The organism is Pseudomonas sp. Pf153, assembly GCF_001269775.1.
Classification (GTDB): domain Bacteria; phylum Pseudomonadota; class Gammaproteobacteria; order Pseudomonadales; family Pseudomonadaceae; genus Aquipseudomonas; species Aquipseudomonas uvaldensis.
The window spans coordinates 277592-297843 of record NZ_LHVL01000013.1 but is presented as its reverse complement, the minus strand read 5'-3'; the positions used below and the strand labels follow the sequence as shown (position 1 = coordinate 297843).

14 protein-coding genes are annotated in these 20252 nt (G+C 62.8%); 3 read left to right on the top strand and 11 right to left on the bottom strand.

Annotated elements, in window-relative coordinates:
* Window position 1: 1 nt before the first annotated feature.
* From ligD to AD666_RS10185, 4 genes are read right to left on the bottom strand one after another with little or no spacing between them, the layout of a single operon-like run.
* Window positions 2-2629, bottom strand: a complete 2628-nt coding sequence (gene ligD / locus AD666_RS10200; RefSeq protein ID WP_053151115.1) for a DNA ligase D — start codon at window positions 2627-2629, stop codon at window positions 2-4.
* Window positions 2629-3789 carry a carboxylate-amine ligase gene (locus AD666_RS10195; RefSeq protein ID WP_053151114.1) on the bottom strand — a complete coding sequence of 387 codons (1161 nt, stop codon included), beginning with the start codon at window positions 3787-3789 and terminating at the stop codon, window positions 2629-2631. Before AD666_RS10195 ends, ligD begins: the two co-directional genes overlap by 1 nt.
* The gene (locus AD666_RS10190; protein ID WP_053151111.1) at window positions 3761-4762 is read right to left on the bottom strand and encodes a class I SAM-dependent methyltransferase; all 1002 of its coding nucleotides are present in this window, start codon (window positions 4760-4762) and stop codon (window positions 3761-3763) included. Before AD666_RS10190 ends, AD666_RS10195 begins: the two co-directional genes overlap by 29 nt.
* A 9-nt stretch (window positions 4763-4771) precedes the next feature.
* Window positions 4772-6169, bottom strand: coding sequence for an iron-containing redox enzyme family protein (locus tag AD666_RS10185; RefSeq protein ID WP_053151108.1), 1398 nt, complete (start codon window positions 6167-6169; stop codon window positions 4772-4774).
* Between the two features lie 185 nt (window positions 6170-6354).
* On the opposite strand from AD666_RS10185, the gene AD666_RS10180 reads away from it, so the two are divergent.
* A complete protein-coding gene (locus tag AD666_RS10180; RefSeq protein WP_053151106.1) occupies window positions 6355-7722 on the top strand; it encodes a sodium:proton antiporter in 1368 nt (455 codons plus the stop codon).
* Here AD666_RS10180 and AD666_RS10175 read toward each other — a convergent pair.
* On the bottom strand, window positions 7694-8230 hold the full coding sequence (locus AD666_RS10175) for a hypothetical protein (protein WP_053151103.1): 537 nt from the start codon (window positions 8228-8230) through the stop codon (window positions 7694-7696). The genes AD666_RS10180 and AD666_RS10175 overlap by 29 nt on opposite strands.
* A gap of 144 nt (window positions 8231-8374) precedes the next feature.
* On the opposite strand from AD666_RS10175, the gene AD666_RS10170 reads away from it, so the two are divergent.
* Window positions 8375-8605: a hypothetical protein gene (locus tag AD666_RS10170; protein WP_053151292.1), complete on the top strand. Its 231-nt coding sequence runs from the start codon at window positions 8375-8377 to the stop codon at window positions 8603-8605.
* 24 nt (window positions 8606-8629) lie between these two features.
* On the opposite strand, the gene AD666_RS10165 is transcribed toward AD666_RS10170, so the two are convergent.
* Genes AD666_RS10165 through AD666_RS10155 form a run of 3 tightly spaced genes read right to left on the bottom strand, consistent with a single transcriptional unit; the run spans window position 8630 to window position 14204 of the window.
* On the bottom strand, window positions 8630-10174 hold the full coding sequence (locus AD666_RS10165; RefSeq protein WP_053151289.1) for a response regulator: 1545 nt from the start codon (window positions 10172-10174) through the stop codon (window positions 8630-8632).
* A gap of 53 nt (window positions 10175-10227) precedes the next feature.
* A complete protein-coding gene (locus AD666_RS10160) occupies window positions 10228-12555 on the bottom strand; it encodes an ATP-dependent DNA helicase (protein ID WP_053151099.1) in 2328 nt (775 codons plus the stop codon).
* A complete protein-coding gene (locus AD666_RS10155; protein WP_053151096.1) occupies window positions 12552-14204 on the bottom strand; it encodes a VRR-NUC domain-containing protein in 1653 nt (550 codons plus the stop codon). The genes AD666_RS10160 and AD666_RS10155 overlap by 4 nt, the downstream gene beginning before the upstream one ends.
* A gap of 213 nt (window positions 14205-14417) precedes the next feature.
* Between AD666_RS10155 and AD666_RS10150 the strand changes: the two genes are divergently transcribed.
* Complete coding sequence (locus AD666_RS10150; protein WP_053151286.1) at window positions 14418-14642, top strand: YgdI/YgdR family lipoprotein; 225 nt, start codon at window positions 14418-14420, stop codon at window positions 14640-14642.
* A gap of 39 nt (window positions 14643-14681) precedes the next feature.
* On the opposite strand, the gene AD666_RS10145 is transcribed toward AD666_RS10150, so the two are convergent.
* The 3 genes from AD666_RS10145 to AD666_RS10135 form a co-directional block, all read right to left on the bottom strand.
* A complete protein-coding gene (locus tag AD666_RS10145; RefSeq protein ID WP_256222573.1) occupies window positions 14682-15068 on the bottom strand; it encodes a hypothetical protein in 387 nt (128 codons plus the stop codon).
* Between the two features lie 119 nt (window positions 15069-15187).
* Window positions 15188-17041 carry a polyurethanase gene (locus AD666_RS10140; RefSeq protein ID WP_053151090.1) on the bottom strand — a complete coding sequence of 618 codons (1854 nt, stop codon included), beginning with the start codon at window positions 17039-17041 and terminating at the stop codon, window positions 15188-15190.
* 81 nt (window positions 17042-17122) lie between these two features.
* Window positions 17123-20185 carry an autotransporter domain-containing protein gene (locus AD666_RS10135; protein ID WP_371259577.1) on the bottom strand — a complete coding sequence of 1021 codons (3063 nt, stop codon included), beginning with the start codon at window positions 20183-20185 and terminating at the stop codon, window positions 17123-17125.
* Between the last annotated feature and the right edge of the window lie 67 nt (window positions 20186-20252).

Here is a 20252-nt window from a genome sequence, read left to right as displayed (position 1 = left end):
GTCATTTACCCGCTTTCTTCATGCCGATCCGCCGACGCATGTCGGCGGTGATGCTTTGGCGGGTTTTCTTGAGCTCGGCCCAGGGTTCATGACCCACCTCGGCGAGGCGTTCATGAACGTTGTGGATGTTCCACAGGTTTGCCCCCTTGAGTTCGGCCACCTCTTCGCGATATATCGGCACGGACACCGGCAACCCTTCCCGGGTGCGGGCAGCGTAGGCACAGATGGTGGTAGCTCCCAGGCCGTTGCGCAGGTAATCGATGAAGATCCGCCCTACCCGGTTCTTCGGCCCGGACACCGCGGAGAAACGGTCCGGCAGCAACTTCGCCATGTGGCTGACGATGGCGTGGCTGAAGCCCTTCACCTCGTCCCAACCCGCTTTGCGCGTCAATGGCACCACCACATGGATGCCTTTGCCGCCGCTGGTCTTGAGGAATGCCTTCAGGCCCAGCTCATCAAGCACCGACAAGGTCAGCTGCGTGGCCTCCACCATGCTTTTCCAGGGCAGCGCCGGATCCGGGTCGAGGTCCAGGACGAAGCGATCAGGCTTGTCCAGGTCCACCGTCGTTGCGTTCCACGTGTGCAGTTCCACCGTGCTCATCTGCACCGCGCCGATCAGCGCCTCGGGATTGTTGATGATCATCACCGGGTGTCCGGTGACTGACTTGTCCAGGCTGGTGATGCCCGGAATGGCCAGGCGCTCGGCGTTCTTCTGGAAAAACAGTTCGCCGGCGATGCCATCCGGCGCCCGCACCAGTGCCACGGGACGCTCGGCCAATTCCGGCAGGATGAATTCGGCGACGCTGGCGTAATACTCGGCCAACTGCAGCTTGGTGGTGCCGCTGGTGGCATCGATGATCCGGTCCGGGTGGGTGATGCGCACCTTGCCATCCATGCCTTGGGCCACAGACGCCTTGGCCTTGCCTTTCGCCTTGGGTTTGTCTGGCGCACGGGCGGTCTCGGCGGTCTTGGCCTTCTTCGTATCGGCTGAATCTTTCACCGGCTTGGGCTTCTCCTGGGTGATGTCCTTGGCCGGCTTGTCGTTGCGCAAACCATGGAACACCGCGTGCCGCACCGAACCTTCCTTGGTCATCTCGGCGAATGCCACTTCGGCCAGCAAGCTGGGTTCGAGCCAATGCACGCCCTTGGCCTCGTAGCCGGTGGGCGGATTCACCACCGCGGCTTTTTTCTTCTCGAGGGGCAACAGCTGCTGATAGATGCTCTTGAGGGTGGTTTCGTTAAAGCCCGTGCCCACTTTGCCGGCGTAGCGCAACTCGCCGCTGTCGGCGTCATGCAGCCCCAGCAGCAGCGCACCGAAGGCGCTGCGTGCACCCTTGGGTTCGCTGAAGCCCACCACCACGAACTCTTGGCGATTCTTGCACTTGAGCTTGATCCAGTCGTTGCTGCGCCGGGACACGTAGGCGCTGCCCATTCGCTTGCCGATCAACCCTTCCATGCGCATCTGGCAGGCGCTGTTGAGCAGGGCTTCGGGTGTTTCCTCAAAGGCATCGGAAAAGTGCAGCAGCGGGTCCTCATTGCGTTCGAGCACCGCCGCCAGCGCCGCGCGCCGCTCTTGCACCGGCACTTTGCGCAAGTCCATGCCATTGAGATAAGGCAGGTCGAACAGGTAGTAGGCGATCTTGCCGCTGCTGCCCGCATCGAAGGCGTTCTGCAGGGCCTGGAAGTCCGGTACTCCATCCTCGTTGGCCACCACCATTTCCCCATCGAGCCAGGCCGACTCCAGCCCCAGCCCGGCCAGGGCTTCTGCCTGGCGTGGCAATTTATGGGTCCAGTCATGGCCGTTGCGGGTGATCAGGCGAACGTCACCGTCTTCGATACGGGCCATGACCCGGTAGCCGTCGAACTTGATCTCATACAGCCATTCGCCGTCGGGAGCGCTTTCCACCAACGTCGCCAGTTCCGGCTTGAGCATCTCCGGGATCGGCCCCGGCACCGCACCGCTGAGGGTGGTCCTGGAAGCTTTTTTCGACGGCTTTGGCGGGGAAGCTTTTTCCGGCTGTTTCACGGCCTTGGCCGCGGCGGCCTTGCCACGGCGCTTGGGTACGATGGTACGGTCGCTGAGCACGCTGTCGGGCTCGGCCTGGACCACGTCATATTCGCTTTCCGGGCGGGCCGCTTCGTCCTGATGCTTGATCAAGAACCACTGCTCCTGCTTGCCGGGCATGTGGGTGCGCACCAGGTTCCACAGCCCGGCGAGCTTCTCGCCTTGCAATTCGAACTTGAGCCGGCCCTTTTCGTAGGCCTCGTGGGGATCGCCCTGGGGAATCCAGACGCCCCGGTCCCAGACAATGACATCGCCAGCACCGTAGTGCCCTTCCGGAATGCTGCCCTCGAACGTCGCATAGTCCAGCGGGTGGTCTTCGACATGCACTGCCAGGCGCTTGGCCTTGGGGTCCAGGGACGGGCCCTTGGGTACCGCCCAGCTCTTGAGCGCACCGTCCAGTTCAAGCCGGAAGTCGTAATGCAGGCGCGTGGCGTCGTGCTTCTGGATACAGAACTGCAGGGCATGGGCCGCCTTTTTCGCTCGACGCGAGCGCTTCGCCGCCGGCTCCGGGGTGGCGGCGAAATCGCGCATGCGGTTGTAGTCGTCGAGGGTCTTGCTTGCCATCATGCACCTGCGGCCTGGGGCAATTGCGGGCTGGCAACAGGCAGCCCGGCGGTTTCGGAGAGCAGTTGATCAACAACCCGGCCCAAGGCCTGCTCGATGGAGTCTCCCAGCAACAGCCCCTGTTCGTAGAGCACCAACTGACGGTCGGCGCTGGTGCCTTCCTGGACGATCCGTCGAGCCTGCTTGAAAACGTCCTGGACCCCGAGTGCTGCTGCGGCGTCACCAAAGGTCTGCTCGGCCATGGTCAACCATTCACCGATGAGCACCGGTTGCTCCTGCCCTTCGATGATGAACTCCGCCAGGGTGCCGTGGCGCTTGGCCCGCAAGCGGTTTTCCTTGAGGATCCATTGGGACATCTGGCTGTACCGGGCACCTGGCTTGGGTTGGGCGACGGCATGGGCCACCATCAGGCGAAACAGCGAGACCAGGCAGAGCACATCCTCGACCCGGGGACAGGCATCGCAGATCCGCAGTTCCAGGGTCGGATAGCGGGACGAAGGCCGTATCACCCACCAGCAATCGCTGGCCTGACGAATCGAGCCGGTGCGCATGAGCAGGTCGACGTAGCTGGCGAAAGCCGATTCGTTCTCGAAATATTCCGGCACCCCCATCCGTGGCCACTCATCGCAGGCGACCTGACGATAGCTGCTGAAGCCACTGTAGGCCCCATTCCAGAACGGTGACGATGCGCTCAAGGCCAGGAACATCGGCAGCCAGGGCAGGACCTCGTTCATCACCTTGACCCGGTCCCGGTCGGCCGGCACCTCCACGTGCACATGCAAGCCCGACAGCACGCTGCGCCGCGCCACCCGCTGGTAGTCGTCGAACAATTGCTGGAAATGCAGCTCATCGGTGGGCTGCAAATCCTGGGTCGCCATGGGGTGCGAACCGGCGCTGAGCAGCCCCAGCCCATAAGGTGCCAGGCGTTGGGTCAACCCGGCACGCACCTGTATCAGAAAATCGGCGGCCTCGGGCAGGCTGCGAAAGATGGGCGACGCCATCTCGATCTGGCTCTGGAACATCTCATGGGCGAAATGCTTGCCCAACTCGGTCCGGCAAGCCGCGACGGCGGCCGCCGACGGTTGTCCGGGCATGCTGCGGGTTTGCAGGTCGGTGAGGAAATATTCCTCTTCAATGCCGAACTTCAGACGCCTGTTCATCGATGATCCCTCCGGTTCCCGCGCCAATGCGGGTTGCAACCAACGCCACCACGGCGATCCTTTCCACGTCCTGATAACCCGGTGTCAGCAACTCCTCGCCAAAGACATCCGGGTCCAATTCCTTGTAGGTCCAGCCAAACTCAGGTGAATCGCGCCATGCGCCCAACGCCTCCAGGAAAGGGTCACGACCGTCGACCATTGCCACGCCGGTGTAGAGCACCAGCGAGCCGCCGGGCGTAAGCCGGGGCAAGGCCTGCTCGACGATGCGCAGCGACAGCCCGGCACCCAGGGTTCCGCCACCGTGGCGATAGGCACGCTCGGCCGGATCAGCCATGTACGGCGGGTTGGCGACGATCAGGTCGAACTGGCCTTCCACGTTCTGGAGCAGATCGCTGTGGGTGATCTCGACATTGCTCACCTCCGCTAACGCGGCGTTGACCGCGCTCAGGCGCAAGGCCAATGGGTTGATATCCAGGGCCAGCACCTGGGCCTCGCGTCGGGCACGGGCAATCACGATTGCCCCGACACCGGCGCCGCAGCCGATGTCTACGGCCCTATGCACGGCGGTGAAATTCTCTTGCAGATGGGCATGGATCAGTTGGGCGAAGCGGTAGGTGTCCGGTCCGAAAAACACCGCGTCGGCGGCTTGGGTGGGAAACCGTGAATGAGCGAACAGCAGGCCGTCCAGGCTCGACCAGCGTACCCGGCTGCTGAGCAGGCCATCGCGCTCCTCCAACACCTCGGCCTCTTGCAACTGGCGTTGCTCGTCGGCGGAGATCAGTCCTGGCGCAAACGGACGCGACCAGCCGAACACGTCCCGCAACGTCCTGGACCGTTCGTTGCCAGGGCGCGCGTTGACCCGCTCATGGGTCAAGGGCGTCGGGGTGACGAAGCGATAACCGTCGGCTTGCAGACGACGGCCCAGCTGCAACAGCGCCAGGTCGGGTTCGGACAGGCGTTCTTCCTGATTCATGCAGGGCTCCTAGCGAAGTACGGATTTGAGTTCGATGAACCGACGGGTGGCCAGCAACCCGGCCGGATGGCTGTGGCAGCGGGCCGAGAGCCAGGGGATAAGAATCCGCATCTGTTCATCGGGGACCTTGCCACGCAGGGCCTGTTGCAGATTGCGGACATCGGGATCCTCCATCGGCATCCGAGGCTCGCAGGCGGCCCCTTGATTGCGCCGCGGCGCGCTGCGGCTGCGCTCGTTCAGCCAATCCCCGGCGATCCAGTCGTGCAGCAACTGCTTTTCGTAAGGGCTGAACACCCCGAACATAGCAGCGCCCGCTCCTTCGATCAGGGTCCAGAAGCGACTGTTCTGCGGGTCTTCGTGGCGCTTGATCCAACCTTTGTCCTGCAGCGCCTGGAGGAAACCTTCCAGTTGACCGGGCTCGGCCAGCCACTGGTTGACGGTCTTGCCCTGGAACTTGCAGTAGTCTGAATGCATGTGCTGGCCGAACGGACGTTTGCGTTCGAGCATGTCGAGCACTTCGCGATCCAGGTCGAATGCCTCGATGATCGCCCGGCTGCCCTGCCCCAGGTCATTGAGGCGATAACCCAGGGTGACCCGCCGCCAGAAGGCCTCGCGGTCGGCTTCCATCGGCATCAATTGCAGCAGCGACTGCACGGCCTTGTGAGCGTGGCCGGTGCTGGCGTTGTCAATGGTGACGTGCAAGGTGAAGTAGTACGGGTCGATGGCCAGTTCGCTCAACTCATAGGCGCTGATCAGCAGGTGCAAGGGCAGTTGTTCATAGCCCAGGTTGTAACCGATCACCTCGGGCAAGTATTCATCGCCGGCATACCCCAGAGCCAGTTGCACCGTGCCTTGCAGGTAACGCTCGTCATCGATGTCCGGAGCGTCCGGCAGGCCATGCTCGGCGAGCAACTTGCGATAGATCACCACATGGTTCTGCGCCGGATTACCGTCCCCCAGTTCTTCCAGGTAGGTGCACAGCAGCCCTTCGAAGCGATGGTCGTGCCAGTGCTTGAGCACGCCGTACAACCAGGCACCGTCGACCAGTTTGGTCGGTGCGACGGCTTGCAGGAAGTACAGCGCATGGGCTTTGCTGCTGAAAAACTCTCGGGGCCCGCCGCTTTTGCGACGTTCCAGATACTCGGCATACTGCCGGGCCACACCGGCGCTGTGCTCTTCGACCCAGGCTTGCAGCGTTGCCGGGTCATCGGGGATTTCCTGGGGCAAGGCAGCGGCTTTTTCCAGACACGACTGGAGAAACGCCTGGGCCATGGCTTGTTTGTCGGTATCGTCAGGGCCCTGGAGCAGTCGCTCGTAGCATTGGCGCACGGTACCGGCCTCGGTGAACGGTGCATCTGTAAACGGTCCCGCGGTGGCAGGCTGGTGCAGGGATGTCAGCGCAGTCATAAGGGCCTCTTCAGTTCTCGGCAGGACGCTGAACAACACGTCTCTTCCATTGCAGAGCCCTGCGCGGGAAGAAAAATTCCCTCGAATCGAATGGCAGCCGGATAAACGGAACCGTATCGACTCGCCATGCCTCGAACGAATAACCAGATGCAAAATCCCCTCGCCATCTGGATCAAGGAGCACCGATGACTTTTTCAGTGTGGGTAGCCGTGCTCGGTGCCGTGTTATTGACCCTGGCTCTGACCTCGTCTTACCTGCGCTGGATGCCGGTAACCACATCGGCCGTGTGCCTGGTGCTGGGTGTCGTCATCGGCCCGTTGGGGCTCGACTTGCTGAGACTGGACATCGGCGATTCTTCGGTATGGATGGAGCACCTCACCGAAATCGCGGTGGTGTTTTCGTTGTTCGTCAGCGGCCTCAAGTTGCGTCTGCCTTTCAAGAATCGCACCTGGCGCGTGGCCTATGGGTTGGCCGGTCCCGTGATGATACTGACCATCGCCGGCCTGTGCCTGACACTGCATTATCTGTTCGGCCTCGGATGGGGTGTTTCGCTACTGATCGGCGCGATGCTGGCGCCCACTGATCCAGTGCTGGCGGCGCTGGTGCAAGTCAACGATGCCCGTGATGACGACCGGGTGCGCTTTGGCCTGTCCGGCGAGGCAGGGTTGAACGACGGTACGGCATTTCCGTTCGTGATCCTGGGTTTGCTGATGCTGCGCGAGGACGGCAGCGGTTTCCTCCTGCAGTGGACTTTGCTCAATGTCTTGTGGGCTGTTCCGGCCGGCTTGCTGGTGGGCTATTGGATGGGACGCGGGATCGGCAAGCTCACCTTGTCGATGCGCATCAGAAATGCCGATAGCACCCTCTCCCCCAACGATTACCTGGCCCTGGCGCTGATCGCGCTGGCCTATGTCGCCGCCGAGTCGATCCAGGGCTATGGCTTTCTCTCGGTGTTCGCCGCCGGGCTGGGCCTGCGGCAGGCCGAGGTCGCCTCCACCGACAAGGATGCACCGCCCGCCGAGCACCTGGTACAACCGGTGGTGGGCCATGAGACCGTCGCGCCGCCCGAGGCGCTGGTGGGCGACACGCAATCCCTGGATGAAGGACAGGTGGCCGCTGGCGTCATGATGGGCGACATGCTGGCCTTCGGCAGTCTGGTGGAGCGCGCCATGGAGGTGTTTTTGGTGACCCTGCTGGGGGTGGTGCTGGTCAACCATTGGGATTGGCGCGCCGTCGTCATCGGTGCCCTGCTGTTTGCCGTGATTCGCCCCCTGAGCGTCCTGGCGATCCCTTGGGGGCCATTGTTGGACGGACATCAGCGACTGCTGATTGGCTGGTTCGGCATACGGGGCATCGGCAGCCTGTTCTATCTGTTTTTTGCCTTGAACCATCAGTTACAACCACACGTGGCGCAACTGGGTATCGACCTCACGTTGTCGGTGGTGGCCCTGAGCATCCTGGTTCACGGCCTGAGCACCCAACCCATCCTGGCCTGGTATGAGCGTCACCAACAGCGAGAACAGGCTAGCCCCCGGGATCGGTCACTTGGATAAAGATCGAATAGCCTCCCAGCAGTACCCAGAACGTAGCGAAGATCCAGGGCGTGCGCAGGGAAAACAGCAGCGACTTGCGGTAGCCCTTGTGGGTCGATTCCCGCTCGCTGAACAGCGGCGACTCGTCATAGACCAGTCCCATCATCGGCTCGGCGCGCAGCAGCTCGCTTTGCTTGAAATGCCAGTGATCGATGATCTCGTAGGCCGCGCGGATGCCCGGCCACGCATTGAGGGAGCTCAAGAACCCCAGCAGCGCCAGGAACGGTGGAACCACCAGGGTGAACAACTTGCCCCACTCCGGGTTCAGGTTGGCCATGCATGAGGCGAAGGCGATCACCAGGAAGGATTGAGCGGCCAGGTAGGCGTCGGTTCGATTGGCCAGGATGCTGGTTTCGTACTGGATCTCCCGTCGATAGAAATCCAGCCGCTCCTTGGGAGAGCCGAACAGCTTGGCCTTGTGTTCCGTCAGTTCTTCTTCCTGGGTCTGGCTGGTCAGAATACGGGGCATTACGCAGGTCATTCCTCGATGATGATTCAGCTTCGTTGGAGGAACGCGTCATCGGGCAAGTTCAAGTCGATGGACCGCCGGTCCAACGAAACGCCGGGCCGCCGCCTGCGGTCTGTAGATCATCGGAAGCACGAGGAGCAAGCGGTGGATTATGTAGGATGGGTGCAATGGCCCGCGATGGTGGTGACGGTACTGGCGGCCTGGCTGATCGGCTCGCGCCAGCCACGCCGGCGCGTGGCTGGGTTCAGTTGTTTCATCGCGAGCAATATCCTGTGGGTGATCTGGGGTCTGCACACGGATGCCTACGCACTGATCGTGTTGCAGTTCTGTCTGTGTGCCATGAACCTGCGGGGGTTCAGGAAGAACACCACATAGTGCTACGAACCGGGCCCCCTGCGTTCATTTCATCGTCTGCCCGATGGCCTTCACCAGATCGATCTGCTTGAACGGCTTGGTCAGGCGCGGCAATTGCGTGGCGAAACCTTCCAGGCGTTCGGCATAACCAGTGGCCAGGACGATGGGCAAGGTGGGCTGCCGGTCACGAAGCAGCTTCGCCAACTGCGCGCCATCCATCTGCGGCATGGCCATGTCGGTGATCACCAAGTCGATGTCCTGGTTGGATTCGTACAACTCCAGGGCCTGGGCCCCGGAAGAAGCGCAAAGGACCCGGTGTCCCAGGTCTTCGATCAGCAGCCGGGTACTGGTCAGCACCAGGCTGTCATCGTCCACCACCAGCACCAGCAACTCCTGGGTCATCAGTGAAGCCGACTCCTGCACCTGGGTCTTCTCCGATACCTGGGCTTGCGCCACCGGCAGCCACAGCTCAGCGGTGGTGCCCACGCCCTTTTCGCTGAGCAGCAGCAGGCGGCCGCCCAGCTGTTCCGCCAGGCCATGGACCATGGACAGTCCCAGGCCGGTGCCCTTGCCCACCCCCTTGGTGGTGAAAAACGGCTCGACGGCCGAGGCCAGGGTCGCTTCATCCATGCCCTCGCCCTCGTCGATGATCGACAGGCATACATAGCGCCCGGGCTTCATGGCGGCCTGTGGCAAGGCCGGGGTATCCCGTCGCTCATCGGCCGCGATCAGGATGCGCCCGCCGTTGGGCATGGCATCACGGGCGTTGGTCGCCAGGTTGAGGATCGCCAGTTCCAGTTGGTTGACGTCCGCCAGCACGGGAGAAAGGCCAGGGGCAAAGGAGGTCTGGATGTGGAACGATGGGCCCAGGGAGCTTTGCAGCAAACCGCTGATGCCCTGTACCAGGGCCGGCAGTTGGACCGATTCGGACGTCAGTTTCTGCCGACGGGCGAACGCCAGCATCCGCTGGGTCAGCGAAACGCCACGCAACGCGCCCTGGGTCGCGTTGTCCAGCAGTTGGGCAAGCTTGGGGTCGCCAGGCATGCGCTTGCGAACGATCTCCAGGTTGCCGAGGATCACCGTCAGCAAGTTATTGAAATCATGGGCGATACCGCCAGTCAGTTGACCGATGGCTTGCAGTTTCTGGGACTGGAACAATGCTTCTCGGGCTTGCTCCAAGGCCAACTGCGCCTGGGTGACATCCGTGATGTCGCGGGTGATCTTGGCAAAGCCCAGCAGTACGCCGGTGTCGCTGCGGATCGCGTCGATGACCACATGGGCCATGAACTGCGTGCCGTCCTTGCGCACCCGCCAGCCTTCGCCTTCGAAGCGACCCTCCCGGGCGGCGGTACTCAGCGCCCGCTGCGGCAGGCCGGCAGCACGGTCCTTTTCGGTGTAGAAGCGGGAAAAGTGCTGGCCGATGATTTCCGCTTCCTCATAGCCCTTGAAGCGTCGGGCTCCAGAATTCCAGCTGATGATGATGCCCGTGGGATCGGTCATGTAGATGGCGTAGTCGACCACGGCATCGATGAGCAGGCGAAAACGCTGTTCTTCGTTAATGAGGATGGGCTTGTTGTCGTTATCGGGCATGTTGGCCAAGGCATCCGTGGAGGCGTTTCGCGAAATATGGGGCAAGTCTGCTCTCAGGAAAAAGCACCAGGCAAGCCCGACGGAACATTCGGGTGAGCAATCTGCTGGTATTCCTCCGTCACTGACCACCAACGCGGCAACAAGTGCCGCACCCTGGCCTCGCCGAAACGGTCGTCGATCAGCATGACCACACCACGGTCCTGCTGGGTACGAATGACCCTTCCCGCTGCCTGAACGACTTTCTGCAAGCCCGGATACAGATAGGTGTAGTCATAACCGTCGCCGAAGATGGCGGTCATGCGCTGCTTGATCTGCTCGTTGACCGGGTTGAATTGCGCCAGGCCCAGGGTGGCGATGAACGCTCCGATCAGGCGCGAGCCCGGCAAGTCGATGCCCTCACCGAACGCTCCGCCCAGTACCGCAAACCCGATGCCCTGGCTGTGCGCCTGGAAGCGCTCGATAAACGCTTGCCGGGGCACTTCCCCCATGCCTCGCGATTGTGCCCAGGTGGCAATGTCCGGGTGTCGCTCGGCAAACAGTCCGGCCACCTGCTGCAAGTAATCGAAACTGCTGAAGAACGCCAGGTAGTTGCCCGGCCGTTCGCGGAACTGACGGGCCATCAAGGTGACGATCGGTTCCAGGGAGGCCTGGCGATGGGCAAAACGGGTGGAGATCCGACTGATCACATGAACGTCCAGCTGTTCGGCCTGGAACGGCGACTCGACATCGATCCATACCGTGTCCGTCGGGGTGCCCAGCAGATCGGCGTAATAGTGCCGGGGGCTCAGGGTCGCAGAGAACAGCACGCTGCTACGAGACGCGGTGAACCTTGGCCGCAGGAAGTCGGCCGGTACCACGTTGCGCAGGCACAGGGTGGACCGGCTGCGCGTGCTTTGCGGCTCACGCTTGTGAATGTCGAACAGGAAATGCTCATCGAACGACTCCGCTACCCGGCCAAACTGCAACGCATCGAAGTAGAACGCCTGCAATCCGCTGTCCAGGCCCTGGGGATGGTCGTTGAGATAGTCGCCGATAGCGCCGGTGCATTGCGCCAACGCCTGGAGGAGCTTGTCCGGCGCCTGGTCATAAGCCTGGTAGACCGCCACTTGCGGCCCATGCAAGGCGTTCCATTGCCGATTGACCCGCTGCAGGGCTTTCTTCAAGGGCTCAGGAGCGGTTTTGCGCACGGCGGCCAGGGTCGACTGGTCGAGGGTCGCGCTGTACATCTGCCGGCCCCGCTCCACCAGGTTATGGGCTTCGTCCACCAGGGTCGCGACGGTCCAGCCATTGGCCTGGGCCAGGCCGAACAGCAAGGCACTGAAATCGAAGTAATAGTTATAGTCGGCCACCACCACATCGGCCCAACGGGCCATTTCCTGGCTGAGGTAGTACGGGCACACCTGGTGGGCCAGCGCAATCTCTCGCAACGCGGCCTGGTCCAGCAGCGTGACTTGGCTCGCGGCCTGGCGGGCAGCCGGCAGGCGATCATAGAACCCACGGGCCAGCGGGCAGGACTCGCCGTGGCAGGCTTTATCCGGATGCTCGCAAGCCTTGTCCCGGGCGATCATCTCCAATACCCGCAACGGCATCGACGGCGCGCTGCGGGTCAGCACCCGTGCCGCATCCAGGGCCAGTTTGCGACCCGGGGTCTTCGCCGTGAGAAAGAACACCTTGTCCAGTTTCTGCGGCGCCAGGGCCTTGAGCATCGGAAACAGGGTACCGACGGTCTTGCCAATGCCGGTGGGCGCCTGGGCCATCAGGCATCGACCGGTGCTGACGGCCTTGAACACCGACTCGGCCAGGTGCCGCTGGCCCGGCCTGAAATCGGCATGCGGAAAGGCCAGGGCCTGTGCGCCGTCATTACGCGCCTGCCGATGGGCAACCTCCTGCCCGGCCCAGGCCAGGAACAACGTGCATTGTTCCTCGAAAAAGGTCTGGAGTTGTGGCGCCTCGAAGCTTTGCGTCAGGAGGGTTTCCTTTTCGCTGACGATGTCGAAATACACCAACGCCACGTCGATGCGCGGCAGTTGCAACCTGTCGCACATCAGCCAGCCATAGATTTTCGCCTGGGCCCAATGCAACTGACGGTGATTGGCCGGTTGCCGCGACAGGTCGCCCCGGTAGGTCTTCACTTCCACGATGCAATTGCGCTGCGGGTCATAACCGTCGGCCCGGCCCCTGACCTTCACCCCACGGTAGCTACCTTCCAGGCTGACTTCGACCTGATACCCCTCACTGCGCCGTGACGCCACGGTGCGGTGGCCGACGATGCCCTCCAGGGCCGTGGGCGATGGGGTGAACCGCAGGTCCAGATCGCCTGTCTTGGCGGTGAACTCGCAGAGTGCCCGCACGGCGATGCTGTACACCGGCTCCTGGCTCATGCGCCCTGCTCCATCCATTGCACGTAGCACACGGCGACCGGCATCCGGTGCTCATGGCAGAACTCCAGCCAGCGCAACTGATTGTCTTGCAGGCGGTCGCCGGGGCCTTTGACTTCGATCATCCGGTAGGTCTTGTGCTGCGGCCAGAACTGGATCAGGTCCGGCATGCCGGCGCGGTTGGCCTTGATGTCCAGCAGCAGGCGGTTGAACCAGTGTTTGAGGTGCTCGGCCGGCAGGCAGTCCAGCGCCTGGTTCAACAATTCTTCGGACAAGGCGCCCCAGAACACGAACGGCGACTGGATGCCCCGCTTTTCCACGTAGCGCCGGATGATGGTGTGGCGATAGCGGCCGTCGTCCAGCTCGGCGAAGCAGGCCGCGAACAACTCGGCGCGACGGGCATGGAAATCTTCGTTGAGCAGGTCCACCGGACCACGCTGGAACGGGTGGAAAAACGCCCCGGGCAACGGCGCGAATATCGCCGGCCAGCACAGCAGCCCGAACAGCGAGTTGATCAGGCTGTTCTCGACGTAATGCACCGGAGCGGCTTCGTCGTGCAGATGGACCTGGACGTGATACTCCACCGACAGGGTCGGGTCGATGCGCGGCAGTTGCAAGTCCAGTCGCTCCACTTCCCGGGCCAGCAGGCGCGGCACCGGCGGCCCGCCGAGCTTGCGCCGCAGGCGGGGCACGATCCTGAGCAGGGCCTGGGCCTCGGCCGCATCCTGGGGCGCCCGTGCAGCCTCTTCGCTCAATGCCAGGGCCAGGTCGTACTCGCCGATGCGCTCCAGCACACGGATCATCCGCAAACGGGCGCCAGGGTAGGTGCAATCGCGATAGATACCCAGTGCCAGGGCAAAATCGGCGATGCGCTCGCCGTATTGGCCGATCTGGAACAACAGTTTGCCCCGACGCCGCTCCAGCCACGGATTGTCCAGTTCCAGGGCATTGACCTGGGCGACAACGTCTTGCGGCGGCTCACCGGCCTCCAGGCGTTGCTGGCATTCGTACAGGAAAACGCAGGCATCCACGTCCCGACGGCTGCGTAAGCCTCGTGATTCGGCGCTGAACGCCACGGTTTCATAGGTAAAAATGCCCAGGTCCGCCAGCACGAATTCCGACCAGTCCTGATAGAGGTTGCCGAAGAACATCAGCCGCAGACGGTCGCAGATGCCCATGATGGTCAAGCTGTACAGCCGATCCTCAAGTTGCGGGCACCAGGCGTGGAACGGCTGCGGCTCGTTGAACTGCTCGCCCAAGGCCTGGAGCCACTCGGTCTTCTTCGCCTTGGGCCGCTCGATCAGGTGCCCCAGGCACAGGAGGATTTCCGGTTTGAGCAGTACGTCGAACAAGTCGGTGAGGCTTACGGGAGCCTGTTCGGCGACCCAACCCAGGGCCAGCAGCGGTTCCACGGCGGTGGCAATGTCACCGATTTCCGAGTAGTTCAACTTGCTGTGCCGAAAGCGCAGCCCCTTGCGCATCACCATCCGCACCAGCAGCCCCTGGGACGGACGAGGAACCGCTGCGAACTCATCGATGAAGCGCTGTTCCTCGGGGCTGAGCACATCGGCATAACGTTGCGTCAACCAGGCGAGTACCTGCTGGAAGTTGTTCAGGTAGTAGAACGGGTCGTCAAGGGGGTTGGCGGTCACGGAAAGATGCGTCACGAATACTGGTTATGCGTACAGATATCAGCAACGAAGGGCACAGGCAACTGCAAAAGATGAGCGGTCTCCTATATTTAAAGGTGAAATCCTGCGGCCAGCGATGAACTTTCCTACAACAAGCGAGACCAATGGCGGTTAACTACAGTAGTGGCGCGGTCGAATCAGCCTGACCGCGCCTTTGATCGAGAGGTTATGGATATGAACATCAGATTTCTGGGCCTGCCGTTGGCCGCTGCCGCGTTCCTGGCGTTGGCCGGTTGCTCGACGCCGACCGTGGTGACCCTGCAGAACGGCACCCAGTATTTGACCCAGGACACCCCCAACACCCGAACCTCCGATGGCTTCTATGAATTCGAAGACATCTCGGGCAAAAAAGTCCGGGTTCGCGCCGATGAAGTGGCGACGATCCGCAAGGAAGACTGATCCTCTCCAGGCCCTCTGCCCCCTGGGGGCCGCTCTCGCTCAGTGGAACTGATCGACATCCATTTCCAGGGCCAGGCCGCCCTCGTCGCAACTGATGGTAGCCCCCGTCCTTCGTAAGGACTGTTCCTGCATGCGCAGGCAATGCTCGTATTCCTGCCGGTTGGAACGATCGATGCTGATGTTTCCGGTGATGCCCGGCCTCTTCGCCGCCTCGATGTCCACCCCGATCCAGGGCCTGGGCATCTGCAGCTCGAAACGCGGCAGGTGCGAAGGCGCATCTGCGCGGTGGTCATCCTCGGCCGTGGGCAACTGGTCGGCAGAGATGCCATACCGGGTCAGGATCGATTGATCCGGTAGATCCGCCAGCACGCCAACCGAAACCATTGCCCCCATCAGACCGATGAACAACCCTTGTCTAACCTTCACTGCAGTACTTCTCCTCATACGTGACAAGGGGACATGACCTCATACGGTGCCGAGGCCATGACGGCCCGGTTTCCCTCCTGGTCAGTGCCCCCTCTCTCGTCTTCCTCGAATCAAATCAATCAGGCGAACACAAGGCTGTCGCCTCCTACCTGGGCCAGTCCGACACCCACCAGGGTCACGGAGCTGTCGCCTACCTTGAGCAAGGTATCATTGCCCACCTGCGACAGGTGCTGGCTATAGTCGTAACCCGCGCCGGCGCCTTGGACGCCCAGGAACACCAGTGTGTCGCCAGCATCATACCCGCTGATGCGGTCCTGGCCGAACGCGCGATTGAAGACAAACGTGTCCTGGCCGCCACCGGACTGCATCACGTCGTTGCCCGAGCCGCCCACGAAGGTGTCGCTCCCCGCCCCGCCTACCAGTACATCGTGACCGTCCAGGCCGAACAGCCAGTCGCCTGTCGCCCGCGCCACCAGGGTATCGTTGGCCGCACCGCCCTTGACCGCTGAGGCATATGCCGTGACATGCCCCTCGCTGACCAGGCCGTTCGCGGTGACGCTGTGGCTCACCTCGTCCTTGAGCAGCCCCCAGAACGCGCCGGACTCCCTGCTCACCAGCGTACCGATATCGCGGGTCACGCTGATCCCGCCATGAGCGTCACGCACGTACAGCGTTCCCGCCCCGTCATGGGCGAAGCTGAAATCCTTCACCGACTGTTGCAACTGCAGGGTGTTGCTGCCCTGACCGCCCAGGATCACGTTGTAACCGCCACTGTCGCGAAAGGTGTCGTTGCCGGCGCGTCCTTCCAGGTAATCGCTGCCCTGGCCGCCCTGGATCAGGTCATCCTTGTCGCTGCCGATGATAAAGGTGCTGCCCGTGTGAGGCTCGGCGTTGCGATTGAGATCCTGCACCCATGTGTTGCTGCGTGCCGGGTCCGACAGGTTGGCGACCACGATGGTGGAGTCTTTGCCGGTGAGGTCATAGAACGCGGAGTCCATTATCCGCCCCATGCCGTCGCCGTACCCCGTGGGCAGGTGGGAAATCCAGGTGGGGATGTTGAGGATGGAAAACGGCAGCACGTTCCATGCCGCCGAGGCGTAATGGTCGTTGAAGCTGACGATGTTGTTGGTCGCCGAGTCCTGGTGCGCGTCGTGCACGCCCACCGACGACAGGTTGAACGTCGAGCCGTCCAGTGCCCGGAACACCGGGTCGTTCTCGTAACCGATGTTCAAGACTTTGTCGCTGGCGCTTTGGGTCGGCGAAGCGTAGGCGATGTAGTTGGCATCGCTGTAGAAGCCTCCCCACTTGTCGCCGCTCAGGTCCGCCAGGCTGTTGACCGCCAGCCCGCCCAGGCTGTGGCCGCTGACCAGCACGTCCGCGCCAGTCAGGCCATGGGCCCGGGCAAATGCCGCGACATCGCCGAGCAGGTTGCCGAAGGCTTCGCCGACGTAGTTCCTGGCGAAGTCCTTGGGGCCCAACGCGGCCATCACATCATGGATCACATCGCCGATGGAGTCGCTGATCAGGTTTTCACGGGGGCCGCTGGTGCCGCGAAAGGAAATCCCTATTTCCTTGAGTTGCCCGTCGGCATCGTACTTGCCGAGGATTTCCACCTGGGCGGTGGTATAGCCGGCTTTCTCGCCGAAGAATGTTCCCCGGCCGTCCACCTTGCCGGCATAACCCAGTTGCGCCGCGCTGATGGGCGTCCAGCCGGCCTTTTGCACCGCCTCCAGGGCCAGCCTTTCCGAATCGGGATTCCACGGCACGCCGGGAATCACCCCTTGGGAGTCGGTGCCACCCAGCAAGGCTGTCACCAGGGTCGCCGGCAGCCCGGTACCGAAGCCGTTCTGCTGGTACCCGGCAGCAAAACCGTGATCGAGGTTGTGATAGGAATAGAGCATGATCGCCATCGCATCGCTGACCAGCGCCTTGGATTCCGTGGTGCCGAAGTGCTTGTAGTCGTAGATTCCCATGGTTGTTGCACTCTTTTTGTTGTTGGAATGAGTGGATATGCCTTGCCCGACGCGCTCGCACAGCAGCGGCCGGGCAACGTTTCAGAAACGCCAGTCCAGCGTCAGGCCGACGCCATGGTTTTTGTCCCGGGAACCGAGCAGGCCGTTGTAATCCAGGTTGAGCTGGACATCCCTGGCCACCGCCAGCCCGGCACGGGCCCCCACCACCGCCGCGTTGCGGTCCATGGACACGCTCTGCACCGCGAAGGTGCTGCCACCGCCGACGAACGCCAGGTCCTGCTCGGAACGGGTGTCACTCAGGTTGTGCTGCCAGCCGAGGGTGCCGGACAGCTGCAACTGCTGCGTCTTGGACAACGCCAGGGTATGTCCGGCACGCACGCCCAGTGTCGACAGCACCGCGTCGCGACGGTCGTCACCGGCACGCAAGGCTGCGGAGTCGCCCTTCTCATGGAAGCTGTCGCTGTCCAGGTGCACATAGGCCAGGTTGGCGAACGGCTCCAGTGCCACGGGTTCAAGGTCAAGGCGATACGCCGCCTCTGTGAAGAGCTGGGCGGTCCGGGCATCACGCTTGGTTTTCTCCCGGCCGTTCACATCGTCGAATTGCAGGTCGCGCTGGACATCGATGCGATTCCAGGCGTAGGCACCACCCACCGTCAGGCGCAGGGCATCGATCTCATGCCCCAGATACGCCCCCAGGTGATAGCTGTCTGCCTTGGCTGACGAGTGGGTGCCATCTCCCATGCTCAATGAACTGTCGCTGTACCCGGTGACGAAGCCCAGCCGCGTCCCCTCGGCGATCAGACCGTCCACACCGGCCAGCAGCCCGCCGATGGAGCTGGTGGAACTGGCGTTTTCGTTACCGCCGTCGCTTTTGCCCCAGGCTCCCAGGACCTTGACCCAGGCATTGCTATTGGCATCGGTTGGAGCGGCAGCGTCGTACAGCGCGTCCTGGCGCAGCCGATCAACCACGGCGTCGCGCAGGTAACGGCTGTCATTGATCAGCAGCGTGCCAATGGCGGGATGGATCTCGCCGGACAGTTGTTGGAATGCCTGTTGCGCCACCGCGGCGCTGGGGGACAGCAACAACGCTTCATACAAGGCGTTGCCCGCCCCCAATTGCTCGGCTGCGCTCGCCACGGCGCGCTGGTTCGGCGTCAGGCCAAGGCTGCTGAAGGAGGTCGCGTTGCGCGCCACCGCCAACTGGATGCCACTGGCGGAGTACGCCAGGTCACCTCCCAGGAACGCATAGTCGGGTAACACCTGACCGAAGCGCCCTTCAATGCCGCCGGTCGCCTGCAGGATGTTGAATTGCCGGCCCAGCAGGCTTTTCACTTCACCGGCGGTGAGCAGTGTCGGGCTGTTTTCCAGGGACAGGGATACCGTCGCCCCGTCGATGATGGCCTTGCCACCGGCCACGATCAGATCGCTGGAGGTGGGAGAGAGTTCGACCGCGTAGTTGGAGCCGGGTTGGAACGTCACGTCCCCTGCTACCTGCAGGGTTCCGATGGAATTGCCCGGTGCCACACTGGCGCCGCGGTTCGCCGTCAGGCTGGCGATGCGACCGTTGCCGCCGAGAATACCGCCGTCGTTCACGGTCACGGCCGAGGCCAGGGAGCCGGTGACCGCCAGCCGCCCTTCGTTGACCAGGGTCGGTCCGCTGTAAGTGTTGTTACCGGTGAGCACCAGGGTGCCGATGCCCTCCTTGGTCAGGCCGCCATGCCCGGAAATATCGTTGCGCCAGACATCCAGGCCGCACTGGATCCCACTGCACAGCCGCTGCGTGGGCTTGCCTGCGTCGATGACCGCGCCGATACCCGGCAGGTCCGCGACGAACTGACCGGAGCCATAAGCGCCATCGACACGAAAGGCTTGCGGTATATCTTCTGCGGTGACCAGCATCGACGGCCCGTCGATGGCCTTGCCCAGGTTGATCATGCCCCAGCCGTACAACGAGTCGACACCTGGCGCGCCCATGTCCGTGGCCGTGGTGCGCAAGACGCTGGCCACCTGGGCACCGGTCATGTAGGGGAAACGCTCCATCAACACCGCCACGCTGCCGGCCACATGAGGCGCGGCCATGGACGTACCGCTCTTGTTGGCGTAGCCGACGGTCAGGTCGTCGAGGCTGGTGCCGCCGATCACGGCGCTGTAGACCCGGGTGCCCGGCGCCGAGACGCAGAAACTGGCGGTGTAGCCACAGCGCGAAGAGAAGGTGCTGATGGTGTATGGGTCAGGGCTGCTGGTGTCAGGGTTGATCTGCAAGGCCGCCACCGTCAGCCAGTTCGGTGCGATGTCCGGCACGAAATACGCCAGGCCTGCGATAGCATCGGGGTTGTTGAGGTTGTAATCGTTGCCGGCGGCGAAGATCGTGACGATTCCGCTGCGGGCGGCGGCGATGGCCCCTTCGTAGGCTCCACCGGCCCGGGTGCCCAGCAGCGGTTCGATCTGGTCGAACTGCACCTGCGCATCCTGAACCGTGAAGTGCGGGAACGCCGGATCGCGACCGCCCTGGTCGAAGCGATCGGTGATGCCGATGCCCCAACTGTTGTTGATGATCCGAGCCCCGCTGGCGATCAACGCATCCCAACCGGCCTTGTACACCGCGCCATCGTTGCCCCGGATGATGCCGTCCTCGGGACCGGGGTCACCGTTGTCGGCGCTGATGATCTGCGCATCGAACGCCACGCCGTGCATCGGCCCGCCGTCGCGACTGCCGGCGGCAATCCCGCCGACGTGGGTACCATGGGAACCGAGCTTGCCATCGGAGCCCACCGTGGGGGAGCCGTCATAGCGGAACGGGTCTCCTGCCTTCACCGGAATGTAGGGGTCGGTATACTCGCGGATCCCGCTGGTGACCAGGGTCACGACCTTGTCGGTGCCGGAGAACTCCGGATGGGCCGCGTAGACTGGCTGATCGAAAATGCCCAACTTGACGCCCTTGCCGGTGTAGCCCGCCGCGTAGGCTTGCTGGGCATTGATCGCCCCCAGCCCCCACTCAGCGTCGAATTCGGCGCTGCGCCAACTGCCCGGATCGCCGGGCTTGCCGCTCTCGACGTAAGGCGCGGCCTGGGCCGTCCCCAGGGTCGCCAGTGCGCAGAGCACCGCACGGTTGAGCATCGTGGGCAGGAAGCGGTGCCCCGTCATCGAGGGGTGTTTCTTGTTATCGCTCTTCATCACGAACCATCCTTAGTTGCTACGGAAATCCTTGATT

Bases quoted from the DNA above. Each gene is read 5' to 3' on its own strand.
- ligD (WP_053151115.1), bottom strand. From the start codon at position 2,629: ATGGCAAGCAAGACCCTCGACGACTACAACCGCATGCGCGATTTCGCC.
- AD666_RS10195 (WP_053151114.1), bottom strand. From the start codon at position 3,789: ATGAACAGGCGTCTGAAGTTCGGCATTGAAGAGGAATATTTCCTCACC.
- AD666_RS10190 (WP_053151111.1), bottom strand. From the start codon at position 4,762: ATGAATCAGGAAGAACGCCTGTCCGAACCCGACCTGGCGCTGTTGCAG.
- AD666_RS10185 (WP_053151108.1), bottom strand. From the start codon at position 6,169: ATGACTGCGCTGACATCCCTGCACCAGCCTGCCACCGCGGGACCGTTT.
- AD666_RS10180 (WP_053151106.1), top strand. From the start codon at position 6,355: ATGACTTTTTCAGTGTGGGTAGCCGTGCTCGGTGCCGTGTTATTGACC.
- AD666_RS10175 (WP_053151103.1), bottom strand. From the start codon at position 8,230: ATGCCCCGTATTCTGACCAGCCAGACCCAGGAAGAAGAACTGACGGAA.
- AD666_RS10165 (WP_053151289.1), bottom strand. From the start codon at position 10,174: ATGCCCGATAACGACAACAAGCCCATCCTCATTAACGAAGAACAGCGT.
- AD666_RS10160 (WP_053151099.1), bottom strand. From the start codon at position 12,555: ATGAGCCAGGAGCCGGTGTACAGCATCGCCGTGCGGGCACTCTGCGAG.
- AD666_RS10150 (WP_053151286.1), top strand. From the start codon at position 14,418: ATGAACATCAGATTTCTGGGCCTGCCGTTGGCCGCTGCCGCGTTCCTG.
- AD666_RS10140 (WP_053151090.1), bottom strand. From the start codon at position 17,041: ATGGGAATCTACGACTACAAGCACTTCGGCACCACGGAATCCAAGGCG.
- AD666_RS10135 (WP_371259577.1), bottom strand. From the start codon at position 20,185: ATGACGGGGCACCGCTTCCTGCCCACGATGCTCAACCGTGCGGTGCTC.